General features: G+C 71.4%; 15 protein-coding genes. 8 read left to right on the top strand and 7 right to left on the bottom strand.

Going from position 1 to position 13950, the window contains the following annotated elements:
- Positions 1 to 414: 414 nt before the first annotated feature.
- Positions 415 to 1095 carry an alpha/beta hydrolase gene (locus LL648_RS34805; RefSeq protein ID WP_232667078.1) on the top strand — a complete coding sequence of 227 codons (681 nt, stop codon included), beginning with the start codon at positions 415 to 417 and terminating at the stop codon, positions 1093 to 1095.
- A 65-nt stretch (positions 1096 to 1160) separates the two neighbouring features.
- On the opposite strand, the gene LL648_RS45535 is transcribed toward LL648_RS34805, so the two are convergent.
- Entirely contained in the window at positions 1161 to 1754 is a 594-nt protein-coding gene (locus LL648_RS45535) for a TetR/AcrR family transcriptional regulator (protein WP_232667077.1), read from the bottom strand.
- A 53-nt stretch (positions 1755 to 1807) separates the two neighbouring features.
- On the opposite strand from LL648_RS45535, the gene LL648_RS34795 reads away from it, so the two are divergent.
- Positions 1808 to 3208, top strand: coding sequence for an MFS transporter (locus tag LL648_RS34795; RefSeq protein WP_232667076.1), 1401 nt, complete (start codon positions 1808 to 1810; stop codon positions 3206 to 3208).
- 22 nt (positions 3209 to 3230) lie between these two features.
- Here the strand turns inward: LL648_RS34795 and LL648_RS34790 are convergent, their stop codons facing one another.
- The 4 genes from LL648_RS34790 to LL648_RS34775 all read right to left on the bottom strand — a co-directional run bounded on the left by LL648_RS34790 (position 3231) and on the right by LL648_RS34775 (position 6531).
- Positions 3231 to 3431, bottom strand: a complete 201-nt coding sequence (locus LL648_RS34790) for a hypothetical protein (protein ID WP_232667075.1) — start codon at positions 3429 to 3431, stop codon at positions 3231 to 3233.
- A gap of 21 nt (positions 3432 to 3452) precedes the next feature.
- Positions 3453 to 4283 carry an alpha/beta fold hydrolase gene (locus tag LL648_RS34785; RefSeq protein ID WP_232667074.1) on the bottom strand — a complete coding sequence of 277 codons (831 nt, stop codon included), beginning with the start codon at positions 4281 to 4283 and terminating at the stop codon, positions 3453 to 3455.
- Positions 4284 to 4322: 39 nt separating this feature from the next.
- On the bottom strand, positions 4323 to 5867 hold the full coding sequence (locus tag LL648_RS34780; protein ID WP_232667073.1) for a serine/threonine-protein kinase: 1545 nt from the start codon (positions 5865 to 5867) through the stop codon (positions 4323 to 4325).
- A gap of 112 nt (positions 5868 to 5979) precedes the next feature.
- Positions 5980 to 6531, bottom strand: coding sequence for a LysR family transcriptional regulator (locus tag LL648_RS34775; RefSeq protein WP_308190435.1), 552 nt, complete (start codon positions 6529 to 6531; stop codon positions 5980 to 5982).
- A gap of 272 nt (positions 6532 to 6803) precedes the next feature.
- On the opposite strand from LL648_RS34775, the gene LL648_RS34770 reads away from it, so the two are divergent.
- From LL648_RS34770 to LL648_RS34760, 3 genes are all read left to right on the top strand, one after another.
- Entirely contained in the window at positions 6804 to 7274 is a 471-nt protein-coding gene (locus LL648_RS34770; RefSeq protein WP_232667071.1) for an Lrp/AsnC family transcriptional regulator, read from the top strand.
- 132 nt (positions 7275 to 7406) lie between these two features.
- On the top strand, positions 7407 to 8141 hold the full coding sequence (locus tag LL648_RS34765) for an alanyl-tRNA editing protein (protein ID WP_232667070.1): 735 nt from the start codon (positions 7407 to 7409) through the stop codon (positions 8139 to 8141).
- A 32-nt stretch (positions 8142 to 8173) separates the two neighbouring features.
- On the top strand, positions 8174 to 9217 hold the full coding sequence (locus LL648_RS34760) for a Glu/Leu/Phe/Val dehydrogenase dimerization domain-containing protein (RefSeq protein WP_232667069.1): 1044 nt from the start codon (positions 8174 to 8176) through the stop codon (positions 9215 to 9217).
- 13 nt (positions 9218 to 9230) lie between these two features.
- Here the strand turns inward: LL648_RS34760 and LL648_RS34755 are convergent, their stop codons facing one another.
- Positions 9231 to 9827 (bottom strand): TetR/AcrR family transcriptional regulator, encoded by a 597-nt coding sequence (locus LL648_RS34755; protein ID WP_232667068.1) that lies wholly within the window; start codon positions 9825 to 9827, stop codon positions 9231 to 9233.
- A 63-nt stretch (positions 9828 to 9890) separates the two neighbouring features.
- On the opposite strand from LL648_RS34755, the gene LL648_RS34750 reads away from it, so the two are divergent.
- The 3 genes from LL648_RS34750 to LL648_RS34740 all read left to right on the top strand — a co-directional run bounded on the left by LL648_RS34750 (position 9891) and on the right by LL648_RS34740 (position 12458).
- Positions 9891 to 10799 (top strand): hypothetical protein, encoded by a 909-nt coding sequence (locus LL648_RS34750; RefSeq protein WP_232667067.1) that lies wholly within the window; start codon positions 9891 to 9893, stop codon positions 10797 to 10799.
- Between the two features lie 89 nt (positions 10800 to 10888).
- Complete coding sequence (locus LL648_RS34745) at positions 10889 to 11890, top strand: hypothetical protein (RefSeq protein WP_232667066.1); 1002 nt, start codon at positions 10889 to 10891, stop codon at positions 11888 to 11890.
- Between the two features lie 31 nt (positions 11891 to 11921).
- Positions 11922 to 12458, top strand: coding sequence for a GNAT family N-acetyltransferase (locus LL648_RS34740; RefSeq protein WP_232667065.1), 537 nt, complete (start codon positions 11922 to 11924; stop codon positions 12456 to 12458).
- Positions 12459 to 12482: 24 nt separating this feature from the next.
- Here LL648_RS34740 and LL648_RS34735 read toward each other — a convergent pair whose 3' ends face one another.
- On the bottom strand, positions 12483 to 13658 hold the full coding sequence (locus LL648_RS34735) for a macrolide family glycosyltransferase (protein WP_232667064.1): 1176 nt from the start codon (positions 13656 to 13658) through the stop codon (positions 12483 to 12485).
- Positions 13659 to 13950 lie beyond the last annotated feature (292 nt).

Genomic DNA, 13950 nt, shown 5'->3' with positions numbered 1-13950 from the left:
TCAGCATCCAACACGTCCGGCTCGATACCTGACGCCTGATCACACTCCCACGTCGTGTGGTGATCACGGTTGGACAGTGCGACCGGGCACTCCAGGACCGCCTCGTCGAGCAACGCGGCGGTGGGCAGGCCGCCCGGGGACGCGCTCGATGGGTCGCGACCTGAACGCCCGAGCGCGCGTACTCGTGGGTAGCGGGCGTTGGTGGCCGCCGCGACAACCATCAGCACCCGCTACCGGCCGGTGTACCGATGGAGCGCTGACGCCTTTCTCGCCGCCCGCGCCGCGCCGCCGATGGTCCAATCGCTCCATAGCGATCGTCCGGAGCGATCCTATTCAGCACAGATCATCGCTGTACGTGATCAGAGCTCCTGGATAGCGTCGTCAGCACCACGATGGCGAGAGGGGCAGCAGCGCATGAGCACGTTCGCGTTCATCCACGGCGCCGGAGTCGGCGGCGGCTGGTTCTGGCACCTCGTGGAGACCGAGCTCCGGTCCCGCGGACACACCACCGTCGCCCCTTCACCCTGGAAAGGCGACGAATCGGAGACCTTGTCCGGCTACGCCGACAGCGTCGTCGACATGATCGACACACCGGACGAGCTCTTCGTCGTTGCCCACTCGTTCGGCGGGTTCACCGCCCCCCTGGTCGCCGAACGTCTCCCCACCGCCGGACTGATCTACGTCACCGCCATGGTCCCCCGGCCCGGCGAATCGCCGGCCGACTGGTGGACCAACACCGGATATCCGGAGGCGGTCCGGATCCAGGCCGCGAAGGACGGCGGCCGCACCGGCTCCCCCGACCCGTACATCGGCTACTACCACGACGTGCCCAAGGAGCTGGCCGACCAGGTGTCGCACAGGGAACCGCCCCCGCCCTCCAACGCCGCCTACTACGAGCCCTGGCCCCTCGACGCCCACCCGGATGTCCCCACCCGGTACATCCTCTGCACCGAGGACCGCCTGTTCCCCGCAGCGTTCCAACGCCGACTCGCACACGATCGACTCGGAACGACCCCGGACGAGATCACGAGCGGCCACTGCCCCGCCTTGAGCCGACCGACAGAACTCGCAGCGATGCTGGCCCCACCGGACTGACGTCGACAACGACGTTCTGGCTGTTGTTAGCGCTCACAAACAGCCAGAACGTCGTTGTCGACGGTTCAGCGGATGGGCTCCGTGATCCGCTCGAGCGCCGGGAGCAGGATCCGTTCAAGATCGGCGGTGTCGGCATCGACGAGCGCCGGGACCTCCAGCAGGTAGCGGCTGATCGACACGCCCAGCATGCATGCGTTGAGCACCGCGGCGCGAAGCGCGGCGTCGGGCCCACCGATCGTGTCGGCGACCCGCTCCTGGGCGGGCGCCAGCACCTCGTCGCGCATCGCGACCCGCGCGGCCTCATGCGTGAGGCTGCTGCGCATCAGGGCGAGTGCGGCCGCCCGTTCGCGCGGGTCCTCGAACGCGTCGAGGACGTGGTGCAGCGCAGCCGCGGGCAACTCGTCGCGGGTCGCGGCCACCAGTTGCTCGATCGGTGCACTCCAGCGTGCGGCCGCCGCGAACAGCGCGTCCTTGCTGCCGAAGTTCTGCATCACCAGACCGGGGTCCACACCGGCCCGGTCGGCGACGGCGCGGATGGTCGTGCGGTCGAAGCCGCGTTCGGCGAACAGCTCGCGCGCCGCCGCGACGATCGCCGCGTCACTGCGTCGACGACGTTCCGCCCGCGCGACCACGGCCGCCTCTTCGGTCTCCCGCTCCACGCGGCGACTCTACACACGTTGAGCGAAGTCGAATTTGGCTCTACGCTTGTGGAGTGAATGATGAGAAGTCGACGTCGCGGCAGCTGGCGCTGGCCGTGCTGTCCGGGAGCCAGCTGCTGATCGTGCTCGACGCAACGATCGTCAACGTCGCACTGACCAGCATCAGCACCGATCTCGATCTCGATCCCGGCGATCTGCAGTGGGTCCTCACCGGCTATCTGCTGACCTTCGGCGGGTTCCTGCTGCTCGGCGGCAGGCTTGCGGACCGGATCGGCCGACGGCGCATGTACGTGGCGGGCGCGACAGGGTTCGGGATCGGTTCACTCGTGGCGGGCCTCGCCGAATCCGCGGCACCACTGCTGGTCGGACGCTCGCTGCAGGGGCTCGCAGCAGCGATGCTCGCGCCGGCCGCGCTCTCACTCCTCATGACGGTGTTCCCACCCGGCCCCGACCGGGACCGCGCGCTTGCCGTGTGGGGCGGGGTCTCCGCCGCCGGAACGGCGATCGGGTTGATGCTGGGCGGGCTGCTGACCCAGGCCCTGTCCTGGGAGTGGGTGTTCTGGATCAACGTGCCGATCACCGCCGCCGCCGCGCTCGCCGCGCCGCGCCTGCTCCCGGCCGGGCGCGTCCCGCCGAGCGGTCGTTTCGACCTGGCCGGAGCCGTGCTCGTGACGCTCGGGCTCGTCGCACTCGTCTTCGCGCTCGTGCGGTTCGCCGACGCCGGCTGGACATCGATCACGGCCTGGTCGGCGGCCGCGGCAGCGCTGCTGATGCTGACCGCGTTCGCGCTCCTGCAGGTCCGCCGGACGGACCCGCTGCTCCCCACCACGCTGCTGCGCAACCGCGTGCTCGTCACGGGCAACGCCCTCGGCTTCATCGTCTCGGTCGCGATCTACGGGCTGTTCTACCTCCTGAGCCTCTTCCTCGGCGGGATGCTCGGCTACGGGCCGATCGCCATCGGACTGGCGTTCCTGCCCATGGCACTCGCGATCGCGCTCGGCTCCGCCGCCGCCGCCCGCCTGCTGCCACGCGCCGGCCACCGCGTCCTGCTGTTCACTTCGTTCGCGCTCGTGACCGCCGCACTGGCGAGCCTTGCCCGCGTCGCACCGGACAGCACCTACGCCGGCGTCGTCCTGCCCGGGCTCCTGCTGGCCGGGCTCGGTCTCGGGGTCGCGTTCGTCGCCCTCACCGACGTCGCGGTCGGCTCGACCGATCCTTCCGACAGCGGTGTCGCCGCTGCGCTGTTCAACGCGGTGCAGCAGGTCGGCGGCGCCGTCGGTCTCGCGGTGATCAGCGCCGTCCTCACGACCGCCGCCGCGACCCCCACCGCGGGATGGTCGGCCGGCTTCGTGGTCGCCGCAGCCGTCACCGCCGCCGGACTCGCGCTCATCCCCACCCTGCGATCCGGTCGTGTCGACGCCGACGGCAGCCGGGAGGACCGGCGCACGGCGTGATGGTTCGGCTGGGTTCCGCGACCTACGACCGACGCACCTGGATGATCGTCTTGCCCTTGACCCGTTGAGCGGGGTTGTGCGCCGCAACGGCCTCGTCGAGGGTTGCGACGGTGCCGATGAGCGTCCGCAGCCGTCCGTCGCGCACCCGCTGGACGACCTCACCCAGCTGGGCGCGATCGGACACCACGACGAAGTCGATCGCCAGGCCGTCCTCGGGCCGCACCTTGCCCGGTTCGTTCGACGCTCAGCCGAGCCGTGCGATCGCGGCGGCAACCTGGTCCGGGAACTGGAGATGCAGGTCGTGCTCGCCGTCGCGGAATGCGATCAGCTCGGCGTCGAGGAGCGTCGAAGCAGCCTCACGTGCCGATGGGTGCGGCGGGTCGTCGGCCGCCAGCAGCACAGTGCGGCAGCGCACCCGGCGGTGCAGCTCGCGCGGCCGGTGGGCGTACATGCTGGCTATCCGGTCGTAGTGGCGTGACCTTGTCAACCATGCGCGCACCGTGCCGTCCGGGCGCTGCTCCAGGTTGGCCAGCGTCGCCTCGACCGCCGAGGGAGACCACTCCGGGTGCCCGCCGGCCAGCGCATCACGCACGTCCTCGAGGGTCACTGTGGTCAGGTCGGGTGGGGCCGCTCTGCGCCAGGCGGTGTCGAGGTCGGTGAAGCGGTCGGCGTAAGGCCGCCAGCCACCGTCTACCAGAGCCAGCCCGGCGACCAGGTGCGGCAGGTCGGCGGCCATTTGCAACGCGATGTTGGCGCCCCAGGAGTGCGCGGCCACCACGACCCTCGACCAACCCAGTGACCTGCACGTCCAGGCCAGATCGGCGGCCGCGATCCGGGTCGGGTCGGAGCCGGGCGGGTCGGGCACGGAGGCCGACGTCCCGTGCCCGCGCAGATCGACCGCGAGCACCTGACGGCCGGTCGCCGCCAGGCGCGCGGCCACGTCCTCCCACACCCGGGCATTGGAGGCCAACCCGTGCACCAGCAGCACCGGCAGCCGGGCCGGGTCGCCGGGCCAGTGCCACGCGCCCAGCACCACCACTCCGGCCGCCACGGCGATCGGCGAGGAAGTGATCACGCTGCCCAGCGTAGATGGTCTCTGATCAGCGACGCCGCGTCACTGCCTGCTGAAGACCAGCCCCTGGTCATCGGTCAACTGCCCGGTCGCGGCGTCGAAGGTGTACGTCCGGGTGAACGAGTCGGTGAAGCTGCTGTCGGTGTCGCAGGCCACCACCCAGCTCGTCGCGAGCACGTCGCCGGACGGGCTGCCCGTCCCGGTGCCCTTGTAGCTGCCGCCGTTGCACGCCGTCGCGTCGACGATGGTGATCGACAGCCCGTACGCGGTCGTGCCCTCCTCAAGCGGGTCGATGCTGACGGCGACGTTCTGGTCCGAGCCGTCGACCGTCTGCCAGTTGCCGAGGAACGACTCGGGCGTGACGTCGCCGGCAGCGGTCGGCGTCGAGTCCGAGGGCGGCTCCTCGGTGGTCTCGGCCGTCGAGGGCGCCGCGGCCGGCGGCGTGGCTGTGCGCGCCCCGGAGAGGTTGATGCCCACGATCAGGGCGACGACGACGAGGATCATCGCGCCCACCGCGATGCCGATGGTCAGCGCCGCCCCGCGCCGGCGCCCGCTCGGTGGTGGTAGCGGCTCGGGTACCGGTTCCGGCGGCAGGCCCATGAACTGCCGGGTTTGCTGCACCGGCTGCTGGTGGGGCGGGGGCGCGATCCGGGCAGTGCGCCCGCCGTCGATCACCTCGGTGGACACGATCTCGGTGCGCTCACCGGGAGGCGCGGCGTCGGGCAGCGTGTGCTCGGGCAGCATCGCCTGCACGGGTGGTGGCAGCCAGCCGTGCGACGACGTGCCGTCCGAGAGCGCCTCGATGAGCTGGACCGGGGTGGGGCGGCGGGCGGGTTCCCGTTCCAGCGCCGTCGAGACGAGCTCCTGCAGCTGCTTCGGCACCGCGTCGAGCCGCGGCGGGCGGGTGAGGATCGCGCCGACGATCGTGGCGGCCGAGCCCTCACCGAACGGGTGCGCGCCGGCCGCGGCGCAGATGACGGTGCCCCACGCGAACACATCGGCCGCGCCGGTGATCGGCTCGTCGCCGAACTGCTCCGGCGCCATGAACCGCGGTGTGCCGATGGCGGCCCCGGTGCCGGTCAGGCCGTGCGCCTCTGCCGGGTCCAGCGCTCTCGCGATCCCGAAATCGATCACCCGCGGCCCGTCGTCGACGAGCAGGATGTTGGCGGGCTTGAGATCGCGGTGGACCAGCCCGGCGGCGTGCACGGCCTCGAGCGCCTCGGCGAGCCCGACGCCGAGCACCCTCAGCGTCGGCACCGGGAACGGCCCGGCGCGCTGCACCGCCTGCGCCAGCGACGGCCCGGCCACGTAGGCCGTGACCAGCCACGGTGGGTCGCCCGCAGGATCTGCGTCGACGACGGGGGCGGTATGGAACCCGCTCACGCGCCGCGCGGCGTCGACCTCCTGCGCGAACCGCCGCCGGAAGTCGGGTTGGCCGGCGAGGTGCGGGTGCACCACCTTGATCGCAACGGGCCGTCCACTGGGCGAACGGCCCCAGTAGACCTGGCCCATGCCCCCGTGCCCGAGCCGCCCGCCGAGGCGGTAGCGACCCACCATGGCCGGGTCGCCAGGCTGAAGCGGCTGCATCGATGTCCTCCCGCAGGTGGTCGGTCGGCGATGCGGGTTGCCGAACCTGCCCTGAGACTCCCCGAAAGGGATGTGGACGTTACCGCCATACCGCGGGCCCTGGCGATCTTCTTCAACCGGACGCGCCATCCCGGCTTTCCGGATGAAATGGCGGGTCCGCGCGGATCAACGCGAGCGATGGGCCGATCATGCGCGAGCCGCCGTCGGGCTCCACGGCGGCCAGCGCCCGCCGCAGCCGGGACACGACGTTGTGCAGCATCCCGACCGTCGACGGTGGAGCGTCGCCCCAGGTCGCGGCGATCAGCTGCTTGTGCGTGACCGGCTCGTTGGCGTCCAGCGCCAGCGCCGCGATGTCCAGCGGGTTGACGGTCACCGGCAGGATCCGGCTGCCGGGGAACTCCGCCTCGAAGGCGGCGCGGATCGCATCGACGAGATCACCGGGCAGCGACCGGCTGAACCCGATGAGCAACTTCGCGGTGCGCGCAGCGGCGGCATGTCGAGCGTCGGCGATCGCCTCGACCAGCTGCGCATGTAGGGGGCCCCCCGCGGCGACGAGCTGCTCACCGATCGGCGTCAGCCGCACGTGACGGCTCGTCCGGTCGAACAACCGGCTGCCCACCCGCCTCTCCAGCGCCCGGATCGCTCGCGGCGACGGCGATTCCACGCCGACCTCAGCCGGTGTGAGCCACCCGAACTTCCCCACCGTTTTGCCAACCTGCACACCCAAAACCCCGTGCGGGTTGGCAAAACGGTGGGCAACTTCCCCACCGTTTTGGGTGGATGCGCGCCCAGCGGCCGCGCAAGTGCACAAAACGGTGGGGAGGTTGGTGGCGAGGTCGAGCCGGGATGCACAAGTGGCCGCCGTTCGTTCGGCCTTCGGGTCGTAGGATCGGTCTTCGGCGAACTATGTTCGCCTTGATTGAAGGGCGGCGGCGCGTGGACGCGGTGGACGGGGCGATCCTGCGTCGCTTGCAGCAGGACGGACGGCAGACCAACCGGGAGCTGGCCGCCGCCGTAGGCGTTGCCCCGTCGACGGCGCTGGAGCGGACCCGGGCCCTGCGCGCCGGCGGCGTGATCACCGGGTTCCACGCCGCGGTGGATCCGGCAGCGCTGGGCCGGGGTGTGCAGGCGTTGATCGCCATCCGGGTCCGGCCGCAGTCGGAGGAGGCGATCCTGTCGGTGCGCGATCGCCTGGCCGCCATGCCGGAGACGCTGAGCGTGTTCGTGGTGACCGGCAACGACGACGTCATGGTCCACGTCGCCGTGCCGAGCACGCGGTACCTGCGCGACTTCGTGCTGGACCGGATCGCCCGCCGCAAGGAGTTCGTCGACGTGCGGACGACCGTGCTGCTCGACCACGTCGAGGTACGGGAACAGGTCGAACTCTCCGACGTCGCCAAGCCCTGATTCCCACCGTTCGTTCGGCTCGCGACCGCCTGAACAGGGCAGCGCCGAACGACCGGACGCCCGGGTAGGTGCCGCCGGCGCCTCGTTCGATCACCGCGCTCCGCGGTCGGCGCCGGCCGTACGGTCCTCGGCGTGGCCACCGAAACGTCCTCCCGCACCGCGCGCCTCGATCTGGCCGACCAGACGTTGCGCGAATTCACGGCCACGGTGATCGGGGTGACCGACGACGGCGTGGTCCTGGACCGGTCGGCGTTCTACCCCGGCGGCGGTGGGCAGCCGCCCGATCACGGGGTGCTGCTCTGGCAGGGTGTGCAGACCCGCATCGTCGGCACCCGCAGGTCCGACGACCTCGTGCTGCTCACCGCCGAGGACGATCCCCGGCCACCGGTCGGCACCGCCGTCGTCGGGGCGGTGGAGGACGAGCGGCGCAGCGCGCTGATGCGCACCCACTCCGGGTTGCACCTGCTCTCCGGGGTGGTGTTCCGCGACTACGGCGCCCTGGTCACCGGCACGAACATGGAACCGCTGCAGGCGCGCATGGACTTCAACCTCCTCGACGTACCGGCCGGGTTCAAGGAGCAGGTCGAAGAGCTCTGCAACGCCGAGGTCGTGCTGGATCGGCGCATCGACGTGCGGGTCCTGCCCCGCGCGGACGCGTTCGCGATCCCCAACATCATCCGCACAGCCACCGACCTGGTGCCACCGGAGCTGAGCGAGGTGCGCATCGTCGACATCGTCGGCCTCGACACGCAGGCCGACGGAGGCACCCACGTCGCGTCCACCAAGCAGATCGGCCGGATCCGCGTAGCGAAGATCGACAACAAGGGCCGTGGGTTCCGCCGGCTCCGCATCCGCATCGAGGACTGAGAAATCGAGCACTGAGAATGGGAGTACTGCTCATGTCCGAATCCGAGTTCGACAGCGAGTTCGAGCACGAGTCGCTCGTTGTCGAGCACGACCCTGCGACGGGGTCGACGGCCGTGGTGGCCGTCCACTCCACCACGCTCGGCCCAGCGATCGGCGGCCTGAGGATCCAGCCGTACCCGTCGCTGTCGGCAGCGGTGACGGACGCGTTGCGACTGTCGAAGGCGATGACGTTGAAGACCGCAGCCGCGGGGCTGCCGCTGGGCGGCGGCAAGGCCGTCATGCTGCCTCCGCCCACCAGCAGCGATCGACGGGCCCGGATGCACGCCCTGGGCCGGATGGTGGAGCGGCTCGAGGGTGGGTTCGTCGTCGGCGAGGACGTCGGCACCACACCTCAGGACATGGACTGGATCGCCGAGCGGACGAACTGCGTGACCGGCCGTTCACCGGCGCAGGGCGGCCTGGGTGACCCGTCGCCGGCAACCGCCGAGACCGTATTCGGTGCCGTGCGGTCCGCCTACGAGCTGGTGAGCGGCTCCCCCGACCTGACCGGATGCACGGTGGGCGTCCTGGGCGTCGGCAAGGTCGGCGCGGCCCTGGCGGCGCTCGTCGCCGAGGCCGGCGCGCAGGTCGTCGTCGCCGATACCGACGCCGACCGCGCTCACGACGTCGCCGCCGCGACCGGGGCGCGGGTTGTGCCCGTCGACGGGTTCGCGACCCGCCCGCTCGACGTGTTCGCCCCTTGCGCCGGCGGGCAGGTGCTCAGCCGGACCACCGTCGACGGGCTGCGGTGTCGGGCCGTCGTCGGCGCGGCCAACAACCAGCTCACCGACGACTCGGTGGCAGAGCTGCTGCACAGTCGCGGCATCCTCTACGTCCCCGACTTCATCGCCAACTGCGGCGGCGTGATCTTCAACGGCGCCGACCACCTCGGCCTCGACCCCCAGACGATCGGCACCGACCTCAAGGCCGCGGTCGAGCGCACCACCGAGCTGCTGCGCACAGCGATCGCCGACGACGTCCCACCGCTGACCGTGGCGCTCGATTCAGCGCTCGAACGCATCCGCACGAGCAGGTAGCTGACGACGTGAATCAACGCAGCTGCGCGACGAGCACCTCGGCGAGCCGGCGCGCCACCTCGCCGTCCACGGGCGCCCCTGTCACCACGAGCCGGTACCACAAGACGCCGAGCGCCTGCTCAGCAAGCAGCTCGGCATCGGCGGCCGGATCCAGCTCGCCGCGCCCGCGAGCAGCCTCGACGATCGCCGCGAGCTCGGCGCGTCGCGCGGCGGCGAACTCCGCGAGCGCGGCTGCCGTCGCAGCATCCCGCTGCGCCTCCGCCACGACCGACCGCAGCAAACCGGCCGCGGGCTCCCGGCCGGCGACCTCGAACGTCGAGACCAGGAACCGGTGCAGGTCCGCGTCCAGCGAGCCGGACTCGGGTCGCGGCGCGAGCCGCCGGGCGGTCTCGGTCATGGCCTCGGCCAGTACGGCGCCCTTGGACGGCCACCACCGGTAGATCGTCTGCCGGCCGACACCTGCGTCCGCCGCGATCCGGTCGATCGTCAGCTGGTCGAGACTCGCGCCGGCCTCGATCGCAGCGCCGATGGCGTCCAGGATCGCCCGCCGGGCCGCCTCGTTGCGGCGGCGTCCGGTATGGGATCGGGGTCCGGCTTCGTCGGCTGCCACCGGCACAACGTACGCGAGACTGGCAGTCTTGACAAAAAGTGTCGAGACTATCAGTCTCGACATATGACAGCTTCGTGGTCGGACGCGGTCGACGAGATCATGGGCGGCGACCAGGTTGTCGTCCTCGCGCACAGGACCCCCGCCGCGGGGGTCGTGCTGACCCCGCTCACCAACTTCCGGCTCCGGGACCGCCCCGCCGCGACGGCAACCGTCAACAGCTCCGTCGGTGCCCCGCGCAAGCTGCAGCGCATCCGGGCCGACCCGAGAGTGGCGCTCGCCTACCACACCCGTGCGCACAGCGAGACCGATCGATCCGAGTTCGTGCTACTGCAGGGCGAAGCCGTGGTGTCCGCCCCCATCGCGGACTACCCGGCTCACCTCGGCGAACTGTGGGACCGCTGCGACGGCACCCCGCCCTCCGGAGCCCTGTGGCGACGTTGGCTCCGCGTCTACCACACCCGCTCGGAGATCACGGTGACCGCGCGCAGGGCGCTGGCCTGGCCCGACCTGACGTGTCGTGGTGAACCGGAGGTCCTCGGCGAACCCCGCCCAGGTGCCGCGCCCCCTCAGCGGCCACCGGCGCGCGGCACCGGACCGCGAATCGACCACCGCAAATTGGCCGCCGCGATCACGCGACTCCCCGACCCGCTGCTGGGCTGGGTCGGTGGCGACGGCCTGCCCTGCGTCGTCACGGCCCGCCTGTCCGGCGTGACACCCCACGGGTTCCGGCTCGACGCGCCCGCCGGCCTGCTGCCCGTCGGAGGTCGCCGCGCCGGTCTCACCGCCAACGCGTTCACCCGACACGTCCTCGGCCAGCACCAGCACGTCCTCACCGGGTGGCTGGACGTCAGCCCCGACGGGGTCGCAACCTACGCCCCGCACACCCGATCCGGACACCACCTGCCGCCGTCGACCGCCGTCTACCGCCTCGCGGCGGGCTACGCGACGCGTCGCGGACTGCGCACCGGGTAGCTGCGGCATCCGCGGGACGTGCTGAGCTTCGCGGCGTGATCACCTCGGACGCCCAACACGAACTGTTGGCCACCCCACGCTGGGCTTGGTTGGACGACGTCATCAACCGCTGGTACGCCGATCCCCTGGTGGCATCGGACGGCAGTTCACCTGACGACATCGCTGTTGCCGAGCAGCGGATCGGTGGAAACCTCCCGACGAGCGTCGTCGAATGGTTCACCTTGGTAGGACGCCGGCTGCAGGACGTGTGCGACACGGTCGAAAAGCCGGACACGCTGTACCGGAACGGCGGCGGCGTGGGGGTGTGGACGGAGTGCCAGGGAGGGTGGGCGGTGGTGGCCCAGCCGGACGACACCTGCGTGCTCCGCGAGTACGGCTCAACACCCCTGACGTTTCCGCAGACACCGCTGTGGCCGGCGCTGCACGGTTTGCTGCTCGGCGACACCCTCGCCGGTGCTTGCGCAGGCCGACGCGGTCCGCTCGGTCGGCTCGCACCCGACGTGCGCGGCGGCCACATGCCCGAGGAGAGCCCGCTCGAGGCCGACCCGGAGACCGATGCGGTGTGGGCCGCGTACCAGGAGTTGCCCGTGCCCGGCGGTCCCTACTGGGGCTCGTCACCACGGGGCGACGCCGACACGGTGCTGCGCCGTAGCGAGGAAGGCAGCGGGCTGGGTCTCGAGTGGATGACAGCGACGCCGGCGGCGTTCGACCGGGTGGCCGGGCTCGTCACGCTTGACCCGCCGGGCGGGCCGCAGGAGATCGTCCTGGCTTTCGAGCACCTGAGCCCCGCCGAGCTGACCACCCTGAGCGACGACCACGGCTTCCCCGACCCGGACCCGTTCGCCGCAGCGGTGCGCGACTTCGGCCACCTCGGGATGGCCGAGGGCGCAACGGCCGGCGTCCGGTTCCACGTCCGCACCAGCCGACCCGACGAGACGATCGCGGCGCTCTGGGACGCATTGCGGGGGGTGGTGCCCGGCGAACTGGCCGACAAGGTCGTCGTCGCGATCCGGCCCGCCCGGATCAGCAGCTTCCGGGTGGTCCACCCCGCCGGCCGCGACCAGTACGTCCTGCCTGAAGAACCCGGTTGATCATGATCACCGGACCGGACAGGGTCGCGGAATGCTACGTGGTGAGAAGATCGGATTGCGGGCCCGGCGCGAAGCCGACGTCCCCATCCTGCACGCCGAGCTCTACGACGATGTGGTGATCCGGTCGCGGGCCGACTCACGCCCGTGGCAACCGATCGCGCCCACCTCCTCCGCGTCGCCCTACGCCGTTCCCGAACCCTCCGACGATGCGGCGTGCTTCTCCGTGGTCCACCTCGCCGACGACGAGCTGGTGGGCGAGGCACTGTTGTGGGGCATCGACGTCCACAACAGAACCGCCCACCTCGGGCTCTCGCTGCGCCCGGCGCATCGCGGCCGTGGACTGGGCACCGACACGGTGCGGGTGCTCTGCCATTACGGCTTCCTGGTCCGTGGCCTGCACCGGCTGCAGATCGACACGCTGGCCGAGAATGCCGCGATGATCCGAGCAGCCCACGTCGCAGGATTCGTCCACGAAGGAACCCTGCGCCGCGCGGCATGGGTCGACGGTCGTTTCGTCGACCTGGTCGTCCTCGGGCTGCTCGACGGCGAGCGCCAACCCTCTCCGTGATCCGGCCAGGATGTGTGAACGCGGTCAGCCGATCAGGCCCTCGATCTCGTCGGCGGCCGCGGCCGCCCCGCCGGCAGCTCTGGCGATCTTCTTCTGCTCGGCGCACCGCTGCGCCACGTCGGGCGAGGCGGAGACCCGCAGCACCGCATCCCGCAGCCGATCCGGGGTGACCTCCTCGGCCGGCAGGTGCTCCCCCACCCCGAGCTCGGCCAGCCGTGGACCGTTGACGAACTGGTCGGCCGCCTGCGGCACCGCGACCATCGGGACGCCGTGCCACAGACCCTCCGAGCAACCGCCCATCCCGGCGTGCGTCACGAACGCCGACGCGTGCTCCAGCACCGCGAGCTGGGGCACCCACCTGCGCACGACGACGTCGTCGGGGACGGCACCGAGCTCGGCGACGTCGACGAACGAGCCGACCGCAAGCACCGTCGTCCAGCCGGTGCCGTGCATGGCGGTGATGCAGTCGCGCCAGAACGCCGGCCGGTCGTTGAACGCCGACCCCAACGACACGAGCAGCAGCGGCCGGCCCGGCGGCGTGCCGAGATCCGCGAACGAGCCCTGGTGCGAACGGTCGCCGATCACCGGTCCCACGAACGTGTAGCGGGTCCGGTCGACGCGGTCCAGGTTGGGCTGCATCGCTTCGGGGATCAGCACCACCGACCGGTCCGGTGCGCCGAGGAACTCCCGGTTCCCGAGCCCGACCCCGACCCCGGCCAGCCAGGCGTCCATCTCCGCCTGCCACGCCATGCCCTCCGGCGTCTCGTAGAAGGCGTAGGCCTCGGCGAAGTCCTCTTCGAACGTGTCCCAGGCGATCATGTGCGGGGCGAGCTCGACCCGCGGCAGGCGGTGCACCCGCGAGAACGCGTGCCCGGCCCAGCCGCTGCCGTCGTAGCACACGACGTCGGGCCGGTCGTCCCCCAGCGCGGCGCTGATCTGCGCATACGCGCTGCGCGCCTCGTCGGAGAAGAGCTGCATGACCTCGACGCCACCCTCGGGCCACTGCTCGCCCTTCGCCGGGTCGGGCAGATCGGTGTGGATCAGCAGCGGGGTGGCGCCGGTCGCGGCGACGGCGTCGACGAACCGGGCCGGGACGGGATAGGTGACGCGGTGGCCGCGCGCGACCAGCTCGGTCATCACCGGCAGATTGGGGTGCACGTGGCCGTGCGCGGCGGACGTGGACATGAGGACGTGGCTCATCAGACTCCTGGTTCGGTACGGGGGCAGCACGGAGCGGCCGCACACGGCGGCAGTGGGAAGCGCTCGGCTCGACTCAGCCGTACAGGAATTCGAAGACCACGACGACGATCATGCCCGACCCCGGCGCCCGGCGCGCCCGATTTCCCCCGACCGGTTCGCCTCGTGCCCGGAACGGGCTTAAGGAAAGCACTGACTGCCTCGGCTCGGCCACCTAACCCCGGCTCTTCATGAGCTGGTCGGTGCGTCCGTACCCGGATAGACGAAAGTGCCCCGCTGCCAGGGAGACTGTGCT

This window comes from Pseudonocardia sp. TRM90224, from assembly GCF_021245725.1.
GTDB lineage: Bacteria > Actinomycetota > Actinomycetes > Mycobacteriales > Pseudonocardiaceae > Pseudonocardia.
The sequence above is the reverse complement of the archived record's forward strand: the minus strand, read 5'-3'. Positions and strand labels throughout refer to the sequence as shown.